General features: G+C 66.3%; 13 protein-coding genes. 3 read left to right on the forward strand and 10 right to left on the reverse strand.

Going from position 1 to position 15819, the window contains the following annotated elements; all coding sequences use genetic code 11:
• Positions 1–11: 11 nt before the first annotated feature.
• From ACWV8V_RS07815 to ACWV8V_RS07825, 3 genes are read right to left on the reverse strand one after another with little or no spacing between them, the layout of a single operon-like run.
• Positions 12–395, reverse strand: coding sequence for a hypothetical protein (locus tag ACWV8V_RS07815; protein ID WP_282262115.1), 384 nt, complete (start codon positions 393–395; stop codon positions 12–14).
• 2 nt (positions 396–397) lie between these two features.
• Complete coding sequence (locus tag ACWV8V_RS07820) at positions 398–1183, reverse strand: SGNH/GDSL hydrolase family protein (RefSeq protein ID WP_455899396.1); 786 nt, start codon at positions 1181–1183, stop codon at positions 398–400.
• Between the two features lie 34 nt (positions 1184–1217).
• Complete coding sequence (locus ACWV8V_RS07825; RefSeq protein ID WP_259261624.1) at positions 1218–1793, reverse strand: TetR/AcrR family transcriptional regulator; 576 nt, start codon at positions 1791–1793, stop codon at positions 1218–1220.
• Between the two features lie 82 nt (positions 1794–1875).
• On the opposite strand from ACWV8V_RS07825, the gene ACWV8V_RS07830 reads away from it, so the two are divergent.
• On the forward strand, positions 1876–2415 hold the full coding sequence (locus ACWV8V_RS07830; protein WP_369350078.1) for an acyl-CoA thioesterase: 540 nt from the start codon (positions 1876–1878) through the stop codon (positions 2413–2415).
• 31 nt (positions 2416–2446) lie between these two features.
• Here the strand turns inward: ACWV8V_RS07830 and ACWV8V_RS07835 are convergent, their stop codons facing one another.
• The 5 genes from ACWV8V_RS07835 to ACWV8V_RS07855 all read right to left on the reverse strand — a co-directional run bounded on the left by ACWV8V_RS07835 (position 2447) and on the right by ACWV8V_RS07855 (position 8988).
• The gene (locus tag ACWV8V_RS07835) at positions 2447–3103 is read right to left on the reverse strand and encodes an HAD family hydrolase (RefSeq protein ID WP_455899397.1); all 657 of its coding nucleotides are present in this window, start codon (positions 3101–3103) and stop codon (positions 2447–2449) included.
• 30 nt (positions 3104–3133) lie between these two features.
• Positions 3134–3472 (reverse strand): hypothetical protein, encoded by a 339-nt coding sequence (locus tag ACWV8V_RS07840; RefSeq protein WP_455899398.1) that lies wholly within the window; start codon positions 3470–3472, stop codon positions 3134–3136.
• A 69-nt stretch (positions 3473–3541) separates the two neighbouring features.
• Positions 3542–6016: a patatin-like phospholipase family protein gene (locus tag ACWV8V_RS07845; RefSeq protein ID WP_455899399.1), complete on the reverse strand. Its 2475-nt coding sequence runs from the start codon at positions 6014–6016 to the stop codon at positions 3542–3544.
• Positions 5935–6381, reverse strand: a complete 447-nt coding sequence (locus tag ACWV8V_RS07850; protein WP_455899400.1) for a hypothetical protein — start codon at positions 6379–6381, stop codon at positions 5935–5937. Before ACWV8V_RS07850 ends, ACWV8V_RS07845 begins: the two co-directional genes overlap by 82 nt.
• A 135-nt stretch (positions 6382–6516) precedes the next feature.
• Positions 6517–8988, reverse strand: coding sequence for a prolyl oligopeptidase family serine peptidase (locus ACWV8V_RS07855; RefSeq protein ID WP_455899401.1), 2472 nt, complete (start codon positions 8986–8988; stop codon positions 6517–6519).
• Positions 8989–9198: 210 nt separating this feature from the next.
• Here ACWV8V_RS07855 and ACWV8V_RS07860 point away from each other — a divergent pair, with 210 nt between their 5' ends.
• Positions 9199–9975: a HipA family kinase gene (locus ACWV8V_RS07860; RefSeq protein ID WP_259261619.1), complete on the forward strand. Its 777-nt coding sequence runs from the start codon at positions 9199–9201 to the stop codon at positions 9973–9975.
• Entirely contained in the window at positions 9953–10345 is a 393-nt protein-coding gene (locus tag ACWV8V_RS07865; protein WP_259261618.1) for a DUF3037 domain-containing protein, read from the forward strand. The genes ACWV8V_RS07860 and ACWV8V_RS07865 overlap by 23 nt, the downstream gene beginning before the upstream one ends.
• Positions 10346–10360: 15 nt before the next feature.
• Here the strand turns inward: ACWV8V_RS07865 and ACWV8V_RS07870 are convergent, their stop codons facing one another.
• Together ACWV8V_RS07870 and gyrA are read right to left on the reverse strand one after the other, a co-directional pair.
• Entirely contained in the window at positions 10361–12853 is a 2493-nt protein-coding gene (locus ACWV8V_RS07870) for a membrane-bound PQQ-dependent dehydrogenase, glucose/quinate/shikimate family (RefSeq protein WP_455899402.1), read from the reverse strand.
• 146 nt (positions 12854–12999) lie between these two features.
• Positions 13000–15699 carry a DNA gyrase subunit A gene (gyrA, locus tag ACWV8V_RS07875; protein ID WP_259261616.1) on the reverse strand — a complete coding sequence of 900 codons (2700 nt, stop codon included), beginning with the start codon at positions 15697–15699 and terminating at the stop codon, positions 13000–13002.
• Between the last annotated feature and the right edge of the window lie 120 nt (positions 15700–15819).

Genomic DNA, 15819 nt, shown 5'->3' on the forward strand with positions numbered 1-15819 from the left:
GGCGCGGTGCCTCACACCACCGCGCCGATCTGGAACATCGGCAGATACAGCCCGAACACCGTCACCAGCGCACCGCCCAGCATCGCCAGCACGCCCAGCACGGCCGCCAGATGGGGGCGATACAGGCCGCCCGGGCCGCGAAACCACTGCAGCAGCACCAGCACCGGCGCGATCCAGGCCCAGCCATACCCGTGGATCAGCGCGCGCGTGAGCCACGGCAGCGCCACGCCGAAGCTGGTGAACACCTCCTGGAACTGCGGCACCACAAAGAACCCGATGGCGGTCATCACGATCGCGGTCAAGCCACTGCTCAGCACGCCCACCGCCAGCAGGCCGTAGCCGCGCGAGGCAGGCGGGAGCGAGGCTCGTACCGCCACCGAGTAGGGATTGTTCATCGTCAACGCGCCTGCGCCCGCGCGATCGCCGCTTCGGCCAACGGTACCATCCGCGCATAACCTGCCGGCGTGGGATGCACGCCATCGGCGGCCAGTTGCGGGTCGAGGCCGCCGTCTTTGTTGGTCATGGCGGTGTGGTAATCCAGATAGACCAGCCGCTGCTGCTCCGCATACGCACGCAATGCCCGGTTGAGCGCCGTCACCTTGCCCGCAGGCTGCACGCCGGGTTGCCACGGGTAGTCGCTGACCGGCAGGACAGACGCCAGCACGATGCGGATGTTGTGCGCCTGCGCCAGTTCCACCATCGCGTGCAGATTGTCTTCGATCATCGCCTGCGTGGTCGGCCCGGTGTTGCCCGCGATGTCGTTGGTGCCGGCGAGGATGACCACCACCGCCGGCTTCAGGGCGATGACATCCTGCTGGAAGCGCAGCAGCATCTGCGCCGTGGTCTGCCCGGAGATGCCGCGGTTGACGTAGGGCTTGCCCGGGAAGAAACGCTCACTGCCGGTTGGCCCCCAGCCTTCGGTGATCGAGTCACCGTAGAACACCACGCGCTTGGTCCCCGGCGCGACCGGCGCCAACGCCGCATTCTCGGCCCGGTAGCGCTGCAGTTGCGGCCAGTCCAGCAGGCGCTGCTGCATCTCCGTGACCTGCGCGGGCGTCGCCTGGTCGGCAGGCACCCGATACAACGGGTTGGTCGCAGGCGATTCCTGCGCGTGCGCACTCGGATGCAGGGCGCATGCGGCAAGCGTCGCGGCAAACACGGTGGAACGGATCAAGGCGGTCAAAGCGCGGCACTCCGGTTGCGGCAGGCCGACAGTCTCAGCGATCGGCGACCAGGGAAACAAGCTGCGCTGCGACGCGATCGAACGGGCCGATGTCGCGCGTGGCCCGGCTCATCGCCACCGCGCCCTCGATGCTGGCGATGATCATGGTGGCAATGCCATTGGCCTGCTCGGGCGAGCGGCCACCGCGGGCCAGCGCTTCGGTCAGCCGGGCTTCCCAGCGCGCGAATACCTCGGCCGCGGCCCGCCGTGCATCGTCGGGGGCATCGTCGATCGGCTCTTCGACCGCCGCCGCGAGCACCGGGCAGCCCACGTGGAAATCCGAACGGATCAAGCGCTCGCGCCACGCCGCCAGGAACAGGTGCAGCCCCTCGTGGGCCGCTCCCTGCAGGCAGGTATCGAGCAGCGCATCCACCTTGGTGCCCGCCAATGTCGTGGCTTCGGCCAGGACCTGCTGCTTGCCGCCGGGAAAGTGGTGGTAGGTGGAGCCGAACGGCGCCTGCGCGCGCTTGGCGACCTCACGGACGCTGGAGGCATTGAGTCCGTAGGTGGCCAGCATTTCCGCGGCCGCAGCCACGACGCGCTGCGGCGCATCGGAATGACGTGCACTCATGAGCCGGACTCCTTGCTAAGACGAGTGTCATAGATTAGCGTATTTCCATTATGACACCTGTTATAGATGAGCGCCCCTGCCCATGAATCTCTGGTTCCGCCTCCTGTTCCTGCTGCTGTCCTCGCCCTTCCGCCCGAAGCTGAGCGCGCCGTTCGCGGTGTCGCGCTTGAACTTCCGGGTGCTGCCCAACGACATCGACAGCAACCTGCACATGACCAACGGCCGCTATTGGACGATCTTCGACCTGGGCCGGCTCGATCTCGTGTTCCGCATGGGCCTGGGCCGGGTGGCATGGCGCTCGAAGTGGGCCCCGATCGTCAGTGGCGGCAGCATCCAGTTCCGGCGCGAGCTCAGGCCGTTCCAGCGCTTCGTGCTGGAAACGCGACTGGCCGGCTGGGTCGGCACGCGCATCATCATGGAGCAGCGGGTGCTGATCGGCGACGAGGAAAAGGTCGCCACGCGGGCCCTGCTGATCACCGGCATCTACGACCGCCGGCATCGCCGGTTCGTCTCCACCGATCAGATGATGGAGGCCATCGGTGCGCCGGTGGTGCCCTCGCCTGAGCTGAGCAAGGCGGCGCAGGCGCTGCTTGCCGCGGAACTGGCGATGAAAGAGGACTGAGGCGGCGCAGCCCGACCGGGCATCCCAGCGGTCAGACTGCGCGCCACGGCAGGATTTCCGCCTTCGTCATCATCGCCTGCTCGATCACGCGCAGGCACGTTTCCCCCGGGCTGACCAGATACCACTGTTCGCTGTTGCGCAGCAGCGGCAGGTCGGCGCGATGATCGGTATAGGCGATGCGCCACGGCGGCGGATAGCCACGTTCGGTCAGCATCGGAATCTTGTTCTCGCCCAGGCAATGGCGCTCGCTGATCCATCCGCCCAGGAACGGCCGCAATGTCGAAGCGACCAGCGGCACGTGCTGCAGACCTTCGCGCTCAAGCAGCGCACGTGCGAGCGGCTCCCAGCAGCCGGTGGCGATGACGACCTCGTCGCCCTGCGCGAGATGTTGGCGCAGTCGTTCCACGCCCTGCGCCAGGAACACCGGCTCCGGTCCGCCGAACACCGCATCGGCATGCGCGACCGCGAGGGCAGCAAGTGCCTGTCGGCTGCGTCCGAACGTGGCCATCCAGACTGCAAATCGGATCGGCCTCTGTCGCGTCTGCGGTACCACCCAGAGTGGGACCAGCACCGGCAGCACGAGCGCTACGACCGCGAGCCGCCACGGCTGGCGTCGCAGCAGGCCTTTGAAGAACCGGCTTGCCGTCTCCCATCGGGTCAACGTCAAGTCGAAATCGAATACCACCACAGTGCGGTCTGACATCCGTATCAGCTCCTTTCAGAAAACGCCCTGCACCAGCAGTTTTCCATCGTCGGTAGGTGCAAGCACCAGACCGTAAGTCTCGTTCCCGCGGCCGTATCCTGCCGAGCAGATCGCGTCCCAGCCCTGCCCGCAATCCACCTCGGGATGCGCGGCGAAGACGGGGTTGCCGGCGTTGTCGGCCGCAGATGCAACCCAGCCGGCCTTGATGAGCGCGACCTTCGCCTGCGCGTAGGGCATGCCGACAGTGATGCCGATCTTCGTCCAGGCCGCGGGGAGCGACGGTGCATCAGCGGCATGCGCGTGGCCGGCGAACAGCAACAGCAACACCGCCAGGAACATCGATTTCATCAGCATCACATCACGGTATGGGCTGCACAGGATAAAACGTGGGAAGGTCTGCGGGCACGGATCGCACGTGCCACCTCAGAACCCATCCAACGTCCGCAGCAATGAGCCGAAGGTCAAATAGAACGAGTCGTGTCCACCCTGCGCGCGCCCATACCCAAGGAACACCGGCCCCAGGAACGTGTCGGCACCGATAAAGAGGCTGCCTGCGGTCTGCATGCCATCCAGGCTGACATCCTCGCGGCGCTGCCAGAATCCGCCCCACTCCACGCTGCCACCGACGTACAGCGGGATGGTCAGCAGCGAATCGGCGTGCGCGACGCGACGGTAATACACCACCCGGGCCAGCGCGGTCTGCGGCGCGAAGATGGATTCTTCCGGATAGCCAGACAGATTTCCCAACCCACCCAGGAAGCCGTAAGTGGCCAGCAGATCATCGCCGCCGTGCGCGGAGGAGGCGCGCAGGCCGCCCAGCCAGCGGTTGTGGCCGTACGCCCATGCCCCATCCCACTGCACCCGCGTGACCGCCGCCGAATTGTCGGTGCCGAGCGCGTCGAGATAGTGCTGACGCGTCAGTGACACGCGCTGGCCGCGACTGGGGAAGGCCGAGCTGTCGATCGAATCGTGGCGCAGCTGCCAGCCGACGCTGCCCATGTCCGCGCGGTAGTTGCCCAGCTCGGTGGGATTGCCGACGTCCAGGCGCAGGCGCTCACGGCCGCGCTCGCCGAACAGCGCGATTTCCCAGTCCGGATGTGGCGAATATGCCCAGCGCAGTCCACCCAGCCACTGGCTGTAACGGAACTCGGCGAGTGCGCCGCCGCGCATCAGCGCCAGGTCCAGATCGGTGGCGCGGTACTTGGCATAGGTCGACAGTGCATGCCGGCCACTGCTGCCGAACGGCCGGTAGTACTCGGCGAACGCCTCTTCCACTTCGCCCAGCCCCACGCGCAGTTTCAGCTCCGCGCCCTGCTCGCTGAGGCCGGTACGGGTCAGCTCCGTGATGAGCTGGTAGTTGCTGCTGCCGTCGAAATCATCGGACAGGCGCAGCGCGAAATGCAGGAAATCCGGACCCCACCGCTTGTCCTGCGGTGCGAGCACCAGACCCTGCTGCCCGTCGCGCTCCTCCAACCGCCACTGCACCTGCTGGTAGCGGCCTTCGCCGTACGCCGTGGCGACCTTCTGCTCCACGCGATCCGGCGCCAGCGGTTGACCGACCTCCGGCTGCAGGCGCTGCTCGATGTAGCGTGCGGTACGCGTTTTATCGCGTAGCACATCGATGAAGGCCACGATCGGCACGTCATACGCTGGCGGGCGATGCTGGCGCTGGAAGGCGGCGTAGCGAATATCGTCCACCTGGAAGCGACGAACCGCCGCGACCTCAGCCTGGGCGGCCTGCTCACCGACGCCGACCGCCTGTGGTGAGCGGTTGAAGTCCTGGCTGCCCATCTCGCCCAGCGGCGGTGTGATCAGCAGATCCTGCGAACCGAGCGTCGCCAACTGCGCGAGTACTTCGCGCTGCATCAGCACGCTGGCCATCTGGTGACTGATCGCCAAGGGTGAATCCAGCTGCGCTTCGGTCATCAGCGGCGAGCCGACCCGCGACACGATCAGCCGCTGCGCGCCCAGCCGCCGCGCTTCATCGATCGGGACGTTGTCGACCACCCCGCCATCGACCAGCAGATGGTCCTCATAGCGCACCGGCGCGAAAACACCCGGCACCGACATGCTCGCGCGGATGGCCAAGGCCAGATCGCCCTGTGCGAACACCACCTTCTCGCCGCTGACGATATCGGTGGCGATGGCCCGGAACGGTATCGGCAGATGATCGAAGTCGCGCACCTGCCAGGTTGGCAGCAGCAGGCGGCGCAGCAGCATCTCCAGCTTCTGCCCCTGGATCAGCCCCTGCGGGAACGCGATCTTGCCGTTGCTCAGGCCGACTTCGACGCCGCCCAGCAGGCGCAGGTCATCTTCCTTGCGGCGCATGCTGCGCTCATCGCGTGGCGGTTTGTCGCGCAGCACCTCGGCCCAGTCGATCCGGTCCAGCACCGCCTCGATCTCGTCGGCCGTGTAGCCGGAGGCATACAAGCCGCCGACCACCGCGCCCATCGACGTGCCGACGATGCAGTCGATCGGCACGCGCTCGCGCTCGAGCACCTTGAGCACACCGATATGGGCCGCGCCGCGGGCACCGCCGCCGCCTAGGACCAGACAGGTCCGTGGGCGGTCGGGAACCTGCGTTGCGGAATCAACGGGCGCGGGAGCGGTCTGCGCCACCGCCATAAGCGGGGCGCACGCCAGCACTGCCAGGACGAACAGCCAGCGGCTGTACCGACGCCGCGTGGCGGTACCGGTGGGTTGTAATGGTGTTTGCTGCATTCGATCCCTCGCTCCCCGGTACTCGGCATCCCCTTGAAGCGCACTTTGCCTGCCGGGCCGGGCGAGGTCCACCCGTCGCGCGTCGGTCCGCCATCTCAACGGCCGATGGGAAGAAAGCCCACCAGTGCCACGACCAGACAGACCAGGCCGCCAGCCAGCGGCAGATAGGTGGCCCATACCGGCGCCCCTTGGCCGATCGCGAAGGCGACGAACGCTTCCCGTATGCTTCGACCGGTCAGGAACGGAATGACGACCAGTGCCAGCAGGGGCAACAGCGAGGCGAGCCCGAAGCCGAGGAATGCCGGCCGGTGATCGTTGCTGGCAAATCCGCCCAGCGGGTACAGGGCCAATCCCACTAGTAATCCCACGAAGAACAGGGCGTTGGCGACCCGGATCGTGGTGCGATGACGGCGCCGCAACGCGGCCCGGGACCAGCCACGGAAGTGCGTCTGCAATCCCCTCGCCGAGTACGCGACGAGCCATGTGGCGATGATGCCGCCGACGACACCGCTGCCCGCCGGTCCCCAAGACTGGATATCCATGCCTGCGTCCTTGTGGTCTGACCCGAGTGTAATTCCATCACCGGCCCGGAATGCAGAACGGCCGCCCATTGAGGGCGGCCGTGGGTCTGATGCGTATCGCGGCTCACTGATGAGCGGCGCTACCGATGTCTCGCCTCAGCGTTTGGCCGGCGGCGCATTCTTCACATAGGTGTCGAACCAGGTCAGCATTTCCGACACCAGCTGCTCATTGGATTCCAGCGCGGTGTACCAATGCGGTTCGTGCGGCAGCATCACCAGGCGGGTGGTGCCCCCGTTGCCGCGGATCGCCTGGAACAGCTTGCGCGACTGGAACGGCTCGGTGCCCGGGTTGGCGTCATCCTCGCCATGGACCAGCAGCAGCGGCAGCTTGATCTTGTCGGCATAGAAGAACGGCGAGGCCTTCAGGTACACGTCCTGCGCCTGCCAGACCGAGCGGCGTTCGTTCTGGAACCCGAACGGAGTAAAGGTCTTGTTGTACGAGCCGCTGGTGGCGACCCCGGCCTTGAACAGGTCGGTATGCGCGATCAGGTTGGCGGTCATCAGGCCCCCATGGCTGTGCCCGGTAACGCCGATGCGGTTGCGGTCGACCACGCCCAGGTCCACGGCCTTGTCCACCGCCGCCTTCGCATCGGCCTCAAGCTGTTCCAGATACGTGTTGTAGGCGGTTTTCGGGTCGCCGACGATCGGGAACGAGGCATTGTCGATGATCGCGTAACCGGCCAGCAGCATCAGCCGGTACGGCGCCAGGCGGGTGAAGGTCTGCTGCGAACCGGACACCTGCCCCGCCTGCGCCGCGTTGGCAAAATCGGCCGGGTACGCGTACAGGATCGCCGGCACGCGCTGGCCTTCCTTGTACCCCGGCGGCGTGTACAGGGTGAACGACAGGTCCACGCCGTCGGCGCGCTTGTAGGTGACCAGGCGCTTCTTGATCTGGCGCACTTCCGGGGTGGGGTCGACCAGGTGGGTCAGTGCGGCCGGCCTGGACATGAACTGTGCTTCGCCCGGCTTGGCATCGGCGACGTCCTCGCCCAGCAGGCGCACGAACGCATTCGGCGCATCGGTCACCGACTGGTGCCAGGTGAGGAGGTGGCCCGGGATGGCGCTGAAGCCGATGAACTGCTCGTAGGCATCGGCATCGCTGCGGAAAAGACGCTCCGTTTTCAGGCTGCGGAGGCTGAGCGCATCCAGGAACGGACGATCGCCCTGCGGCGAAGCGCCCTGCCCGCGCAGGAAGACCGTGTTGCCTTCCTGGCGCACCACGTAGGCACCGGTGGGCAGGCGCTGGTACACGAAATTGCCCGGGTCCTCGTACAGCTCATCACTGGAGAGATCCCACAGCAGGCGACCTTCCTGCTTCGGCTTGTCCACGTTGACGATGCGGGTCTGGCGCCAGTGGCGGTTCTCGTCGTTCTCATCGAGGAAGGCAACGTCCGGCTGCGCGGTCCAGGCCAGGCCTTCGAAGCGCTGCGCGGTGCGAGCGATCTCGGTCGGCTTGGCGGTGAACGGGGCCTTGAGCATCAACACGCGATCGCGATGCGGGACGGTGACTTTCCAATCGCCTTTGTCCAAGGCTTCGGCATACACCAGTGTGGCCGGATCGGTGGCGCGCCAATCGAAATCACGCGGACCCTCGGGCACGCCATGCACCGGCACGCGGTCGGCCAGCGGCAGGCTGGCGATCGGCGTACTGCGGCCGCTGGCGATATCCACTACCGCCACGTCATTGGCGAAACGCTGGTAGGTCACCGCGTGCGAGAACGGCGCTTTGAGCGTCCTGGTGAGCACGTGCACGCCATCCGGTGCGGCCCCGACGCTGTCCAGCAGCGCCGGTGTGCCGACCGTGCGCACCGTGTTGGCCGCGGTATCCACCACCGCCAGCTGCGATTGGCCGTAATAGGCGAACAGCGCTTCATCGTAGGCACTGGTCAGCGTATCGCGGGCTTCGTAGGTACTGCTTTCGCCCGCCGTCCCCAGCGACTCCTGGATATCCGGGCCGATCGCACCCTCGGCGCTCGGCGCGGGTCCCTGCCTGGCAGGCACCAGCTTGACCAGCAGTTGCTGGCTGCCACCGAGCCACTGCACGGTGCTGCCGAAGATCGGATTGAGCGCTAGGTTGGGAACCTGGCGGACCTGACCGGTGACCGCATCGCCGATCCACAGCTGCACGCTGTCATCGGCCACGTTCTGGAACGCGAAGCGCTGGCCGTCGGCCGACCACTGCGCCATGCCGGCACACCCGTTGGGCAACGCCACCTTGGTAGAGCGGCCGCTGAGGGTCTCCACCACGGTGAAGTCACCGACGCACGGTGGAATGCCGTAACCACCCGGGGTGTCGTGCCGGCTGCGGTTCTTCGGCTCCAGGCGCACACCGGCCAGCTTCAGATACGGCTGGGCAACGCGGGTGATCGAGGGATAGGTCTGCGTGGTCGTCAGCAGCAGGCGCTGGCCGGTCGGGTCGACACTGGGTATCGGCGGCGGCGGTGCCTTGAGCACCTTGAGCAGGCGCTCCGGTGGTGTGGCGTAGCCACTGGCATGGGCCGGCATCGTGCCCAGCGTGGCGAAGGCTGTCACGGTGAACGCCGTGGACCAGAACGTACGAGCAAGCATGCGTGTCCCCTTGGATATGGTGGGAGCCGGCACGGCAGGGTCGTCGGTCGGCACGTCTCGAATCTAGCACTGCCGTCCGTCCCGAAGATGGGCCAGAAGAAATGGCCGGCGGCGTTTCACCTGATCCGGCAAAGCCTGCCGCTGGCGGCCGTCGAGACGGCTGGCACGGTGCGGTACCCTTGGCGTTCAACTGCTTCCAGGTGCCCTGCTGTGCGAACCGTGCACGCCCTCCGTTATGTCACCCCGCTGCGCGAAGGCGGCTCCCTGCCCGCCGTGGTCGAAACCGACGACGATGGCATGGTGGTGCTCAAGTTCCGCGGTGCCGGCCAGGGACCGAAGGCGCTGATCGCCGAACTGATCGCCGGCGAAATCGCCCGCACGCTCGGCCTGCCGATTCCAGAGATCCTGTTCGTCGAGCTGGACCGCGAGTTCGCCCGCACCGAACCGGATCCGGAAATCCAGGACCTGATACGCGCCAGTGAAGGCCTGAACCTGGGCAGCGATTACCTGCCCGGCGCGATCAACTACGACCCGGCCGCGATGCAGCCCGATGCGGAACTCGCCTCGAAAATCGTGTGGTTCGATGCGTTCACCAGCAACGTGGACCGCACCGCGCGCAATCCGAATCTGATGGTGTGGCACCGCAAGCTGTACCTGATCGACCATGGTGCGGCGATGTATTTCCATCACGATTGGGCCAGTGCCGGCGAGGCCTGCACCAAGCCGTTCGTGCTGATCCGCGATCATGTGCTGCTGCCGTTCGCCACGCAGATTGCCGAGGTCGATGCCGGGCTGGCGGTGATGCTGCCGGATGCGGAAATCGAGCGCATCGTCGGCCTGGTGCCGGACAGCTGGCTGGTGGACGAACCCGCCTTCGACAGCCCGACGGCCTACCGCCAGGCCTACATCGATTATCTGCAGCACCGCCTTCGCGTGCGCGCGGCCTTTGTCCAGGAGGCCGTCCGTGCCCACACTGCACACGTATGACTATGCGGTGATCCGCGTGGTGCCCCGCGTCGAACGCGAGGAGTTCATCAACGTCGGGGTGATCGTGTCCTGCCCGGGTGCCAAGCACCTGGAAGCGGCGATCGAGCTGGATCTGGAACGGTTACGCGCGTTCGCGCCGTCACTGGATATCGACGGCCTGCAGCCGTGGCTGGATGCCATCGTGGCGATCTGCCGCGGCGACGCGAACGCCGGACCGATCGCGCAATTGCCTGCGCGCGCCCGCTTCCATTTCCTCACCGCCAAGCGCAGCTCGGTGGTGCAGATGTCGAGCACGCATGTCGGGCGCACGGCGGAGCCGACAGGCGTGGTCGAGCATCTGATGCGGAAAATGGTACGGGTCCCGGCGTAGCGCCGGGGGCTCTCCTCACCCTTTGGGCAGCGCGTAGGCAATCACGTAATCGCCCGCCGGGGTTTCCATGAAGTGGTGACCGCCGGCCATGATGACCACGTACTGGCGCCCGCCAAACGCATAGATCATCGGGTTGGCCTGGCCACCAGCTGGCAGCTTCGCATGCCAGAGTTCCTTGCCGGTTTTCAGATCGATCGCGCGCAGCAGATCATCGGTCGCCGCGGCGATGAAGATCAGTCCGCTGGCGGTGACCACCGAGCCACCGTTGTTCGGCGTGCCGATTTCGATCGGCAGGCCGGAACGGATGCCGAACGGGCCATTACCGCGCGCACTGCCGAACGGGCGATCCCACAGCGTTTTGCCGGTGCGCAGGTCGACCGCGCGGATGCCGCCGTACGGCGGCTGCTTGCACAGCAGTTTGGTGAAGGGCAGGCGCCAACCCGCGTTGACGTCGATGGCATACGGCGTGCCCACCTGCGGATCGCCCGCACCTTCCGCGCCGCCCTTGTCGGCGGTCACGTCCTCGCGCGGCAGCCAGCCCAGCTGGTCCGCCTTTTCGCGCGGCACCAGCCGGTTGTAGTTGGGCATGTCGTTGTAGTTGGCCACGATCACGCCGCGGCGCGGATCAACAGCGACGCTGCCCCAGTCCGAACCGCCGTTGTAACCGGGATACTCGATGGAATGACGGTCCGCGGTCGGCGGCGTGTAGAAACCTTCGTAACTGGCCTTGCGGAACTGGATACGGCAGACCAGCTGATCGATCGGGGTCATCCCCCACATGTCGCGCTCGGTGAGGTCCGGCTTGCGCAGCGTGTGATACAGCGAGAACAGCTGGGTCGGGGAACGCTGTTCCGGCTCGACGCCACCGCTGGGCACCTTGCGTTCCTCGGCCGGGGTCAGCAGTTTGCCGGTGCGACGGTCGAGAATGTACATGTCGCCCTGCTTGGTCGGCAGCAGCAGGGCCGGCACCTTGCCGGCGGCGGTCGGGTAGTCGATCAGGGTCGCCTGCGAGCCCATGTCGTAGTCCCAGACATCCTTGCGCACCGCCTGGAAGTGCCAGGCCGGCTTGCCCGTATTGACGTCAATGGCGACCAATGAGGTCGCGTACGTGTTTTCGTTCTCGGTGCGCGAGCCACTCCAGTAATCGCCGGCCGAGTTGCCCATCGGCAGATAGACCAGGCCGAGTTCGTCGTCGCCGGTCGCGGTGGTCCACATGTTGGGGGTGCCGCGGGTATAGGTCTCACCCGGCGGCGGTGCGCCGTTGCGTTCCGGGCGGACCATATCCCAGGCCCAGCGCAGCTTGCCGGTGACGGCATCGTAGGCCTGGATCACGCCGGACGGCGCGTCGCGGCGCTGGCCATCCAGCACCTGGTGACCGGTCACGATCACGCCCTGCACGATCGCCGGCGGCGACGTGATGGAGACATACCCGGCCGGGCTGTCGCCCATGCCGACGGTGATGTCGACCTGGCCGTTGTTGCCAAAGCCCGTGCACGGCTTGCCGGTGGCGGCATCGACCGCGATCAGGCGGCCATCCAGGGTGCCTTCGATGATGCGGGCGGCGCAGGCCCCACGCGGCACCTGGGTCAGCACCGGCACGCCGCTGGGGACGGCAAGATCGGCCGCGACATCGTTCATCGCGGTGTCCTGCGCGGTAGCCGGCACTTCGTAGTAGGAGACGCCACGGCAGGCCGCGGTGTACGGAATGGAGGTGTCCTTGACCTTGGGGTCGTAGCGCCAGCGCTCGGTACCGTCAGCGGCATTGAGCGCGACCAGCTGGTTGCGGGCGGTGCACAGGTACAGGCTGTCGCCGACTTTCAGCGGCGTGGTTTCCGCGCCCCAGCGCTTGTCCGGCAGGTCGCCCGTGCGGAACAACCAGGCCTGCTCCAGCGTGGCCACGTTGTCCGGGGTTATCTGCTGCAGCGGCGAGAAACGCGTGGCGGCATTGTTGCGGCCATAGGCCGCCCAGTCGTCATCCACCGGCCGGTCGGCCGGCTGCAGCGGTGCATCGGCGGTCGGCGCCAGCCCGGTGCTGGTGACCGGCTCGGGGAACGCGCCCTCGGCGGCGGTGACGCCGTGCGGCACGAAGGCCAGCGTGAAGGCGGCGACGAACACCAGCGCGAGCACGCCGGCGATGCCGCGCGAGACCTTGCGCGAGACCGGACGATCCAGCGTGGGCAACAGCAGCGACAGCACGAAGCCGATGGCCACGATCAGCCCCAAACGCGGCACCCAGCGCCAGTAGTTGCTGCCCGACTCCCACCACGTCCACAACAGCGTTCCGATGAACACCAGCGCGAACCAGATCACCCCGCTGTAGCGGCCGCGCCACAGCTGTACACCCGAGATCAGCAGGCCGATACCGGCCAGGACGTAGTACCAGGAGCCACCAAGGCTGGCGAGCCAAGCGCCCCCTGCGGTGAATACAACCCCCAGCAACAGAATGACAATGGCCAGCACAGCCACCGGCCAATGGCGGGGGCGGCGGGTCTGCGTCGTGGTGGACATCGGTCTCTCCTGAAGCGCGAAGATCGCCGACGTTGCGGCCGGCCCCGCGGCCCTTATCCCACCGGGGTCGTGAACGTTGCGCGTTCTTTGCAACGAAAAACGCCGGCGTGCGCCGGCGTTCTTCGTGTGACTCCTGCTGGGTGGGCTTACGCCTCCGGCGGTGCCACCACCGGGCTGGCTTCGACGGCCGCCAGTGTTTCTTCTTCGACACCCTCGTCCAGCGAGGCATCCATGCGTTCCACCGCCTGGAGCTTCTCTTCCTTGGACAGACGGATCAGGGTCACACCTTGGGTGTTGCGGCCGACGCGCGAGATCTCCGAACCACGGGTGCGCACCAGGGTGCCACCATCGGAAATCAGCAGCACTTCGTCGCGCGGCCCCATCAGCACCGCACGCACCAGCTTGCCATTGCGCTCGGTGGTCTGGATGCCGATCACGCCCTGCGTGCCACGGCCCTTGCGCGGGTAATCCGGCAGCGGGGTGCGCTTGCCGTAGCCGTTCTCGGTCGCGGTCAGGATGTACAGCGCGTTGTCGTCGTCAGCCCCGTTCTCGATCACGGCATCGCCGCTGTCGATCACGGTCTCGTCGACCTGGCTCTCGTCCTCGTTCTCGTCTTCACCGCCGCCCGCACTCTCGGCCACGATCAGACTGACCACTTCCTCGCCCTTGGGCATCTTGATGCCGCGCACGCCGGTAGCGGTACGGCCCATCGAGCGGACCTTGTCCTCACCGAAGCGCACGGTCTTGCCATTGGAGGCGAACAGCAGGATGTCGCGCTCACCGTCGGTCAGGCCAACGCCGACCAGCGCGTCCCCCTCATCGAGGTTGATCGCGATCTTGCCGCGCGCCAGACGGAAGGCGAACTCGCTGAGCGGGGTCTTCTTGACGGTACCGTTGCGGGTGGCGAAGAACACGAACTGGCCTTCGGCATACTCGCGCACCGGCAGCACGGCCTGCACCCGCTCACCGGTTTCCAGCGGAATCCAGTTGATGATCGGGCGGCCACGGGCGTTGGAACCGGCTTCCGGCAGCTGATGCACCGGCAGCCAGAACACCTTGCCTGCGCTGGTGAAGGTCAGCAGCGTGTCGTGCGTGTTGACCAGCCACAGCTGTTCGATGAAATCCTCTTCCTTGGTCGACGCGGCGCTGCGGCCACGGCCACCGCGGCGCTGGGCCCGGTAGGCACTGACCGGCTGGCGCTTGGCATAACCGGCGTGCGACAGGGTGACCACCACGTCTTCCGGGGCGATCAGGTCGAGGATGTCCAGGTCTTCTTCGCTGTGGCGGATCTCGGTGCGGCGTTCGTCACCGAACTCGGTACGCACGTTGATCAGCTCTTCGCGGATGACCTGCAGCAGACGGTCCGGATCTTCCAGGATTTCGATCAACCCGGCGATCACTTCCAGCAGCTGCTTGTACTCGTCGGTCAGGCGGTCCTGCTCCAGCCCGGTCAGGCGGTGCAGGCGCATTTCCAGGATCTGGGTCGCCTGGATCTCGGTCAGCTGGTAGCCGCCCTCGAGCAGGCCCACACCCTTGGGCAGATCATCTGGACGCGACGCTTCGGCACCGGCGGCACCCAGCATCGAGCCGACCAGGCCCGGCTCCCACAGGCGGGCGAGCATGCGTTCGCGCGCTTCGGTGGGGTTCGGCGAGGTCTTGATCAGTTCGATCATCTCGTCGATGTTGGCCAGCGCGACGGTCAAGCCTTCCAGCACGTGCGCACGGGCACGCGCCTTGCGCAGCTCGAACACGGTGCGGCGGGTGACCACTTCGCGGCGGTGACGCACGAAGGCCTCGAGCATCTGCTTGAGGTTCATCAACTGCGGGCGACCATCGACCAGCGCCACCATGTTGATGCCGAACACCGACTCCATCTGGGTCTGCTGGTAGAGGTTGTTCAACACCACTTCCGCCGACTCGCCACGCTTGATCTCGATGAAGATGCGCATGCCGTCCTTGTCGGACTCATCACGCAGTTCACTGATGCCTTCGAGCTTCTTTTCCTTGACCAGCTCGGCGATCTTCTCGATCAACCGGGCCTTGTTCACCTGGTACGGGATCTCGGTCACGATGATCGATTCGCGGCCGTTGTCAGCCACTTCGACCTCGGCCTTGGCGCGGATGCGCACACGGCCACGACCGGTCCGGTACCCGGCAACGATGCCGGCGGTGCCGTTGATGATGCCCGCGGTCGGGAAGTCCGGGCCCGGGATGAACTCCATCAGGCCGTCGACGTCGATCTCGGGATTGTCGATCAGCGCGATGCAGGCATTGATCGATTCGGTCAGGTTGTGCGGCGGGATGTTGGTCGCCATACCCACCGCGATACCGGCCGAACCATTGACCAGCAGGTTCGGGAACCGGGTCGGCATGACCGTCGGCTCCAGTTCCTTCTCGTCGTAGTTGGGCTGGAAATCGACCGTTTCCTTCTCGATGTCCGCCATCAGCTCATGGGTGAGCTTGGACATGCGGGCTTCGGTGTATCGCATCGCGGCGGCGGAGTCGCCGTCGACCGAACCGAAGTTACCCTGGCCATCGACCAGCATGTAACGCAGCGAGAACGGCTGCGCCAGACGCACCAGCGTGTCGTACACCGACTGATCGCCATGCGGATGGTACTTACCGATGACGTCACCGACGATACGCGCCGACTTGAAGTAAGGCTTGTTGGCGTGCGCGTTGAGTTCACTCATCGCGAACAGCACGCGGCGATGCACCGGCTTGAGGCCATCGCGCGCATCCGGGAGTGCGCGCCCCACGATCACGCTCATCGCGTAATCGAGGTAACTCTTGCGCATCTCGTCTTCCAGGTTGACCTGGATGATTTCCTTGGCGGTTTCTGCCATTCGGGTTCCGTTGTCTGGTAGCGGTCCAGTCCGTCACGACCGCCCTTTCGGGGCGGTTGCGCCGGAATCTCGATTAACCGTTGGATTCTACCACAGCGGGCCATTTTCCGCCCGCTTTTA

It is taken from the genome of Stenotrophomonas sp. Ker107b (genome assembly GCF_053847245.1).

Coding starts and splice junctions, on each gene's coding strand:
- ACWV8V_RS07815 (WP_282262115.1), bottom strand. CDS start 395: ATGAACAATCCCTACTCGGTGGCGGTACGAGCCTCGCTCCCGCCTGCC.
- ACWV8V_RS07825 (WP_259261624.1), bottom strand. CDS start 1,793: ATGAGTGCACGTCATTCCGATGCGCCGCAGCGCGTCGTGGCTGCGGCC.
- ACWV8V_RS07830 (WP_369350078.1), top strand. CDS start 1,876: ATGAATCTCTGGTTCCGCCTCCTGTTCCTGCTGCTGTCCTCGCCCTTC.
- ACWV8V_RS07840 (WP_455899398.1), bottom strand. CDS start 3,472: ATGCTGATGAAATCGATGTTCCTGGCGGTGTTGCTGTTGCTGTTCGCC.
- ACWV8V_RS07845 (WP_455899399.1), bottom strand. CDS start 6,016: ATGGGCCACCTATCTGCCGCTGGCTGGCGGCCTGGTCTGTCTGGTCGT.
- ACWV8V_RS07850 (WP_455899400.1), bottom strand. CDS start 6,381: ATGGATATCCAGTCTTGGGGACCGGCGGGCAGCGGTGTCGTCGGCGGC.
- ACWV8V_RS07855 (WP_455899401.1), bottom strand. CDS start 8,988: ATGCTTGCTCGTACGTTCTGGTCCACGGCGTTCACCGTGACAGCCTTC.
- ACWV8V_RS07870 (WP_455899402.1), bottom strand. CDS start 12,853: ATGTCCACCACGACGCAGACCCGCCGCCCCCGCCATTGGCCGGTGGCT.
- gyrA (WP_259261616.1), bottom strand. CDS start 15,699: ATGGCAGAAACCGCCAAGGAAATCATCCAGGTCAACCTGGAAGACGAG.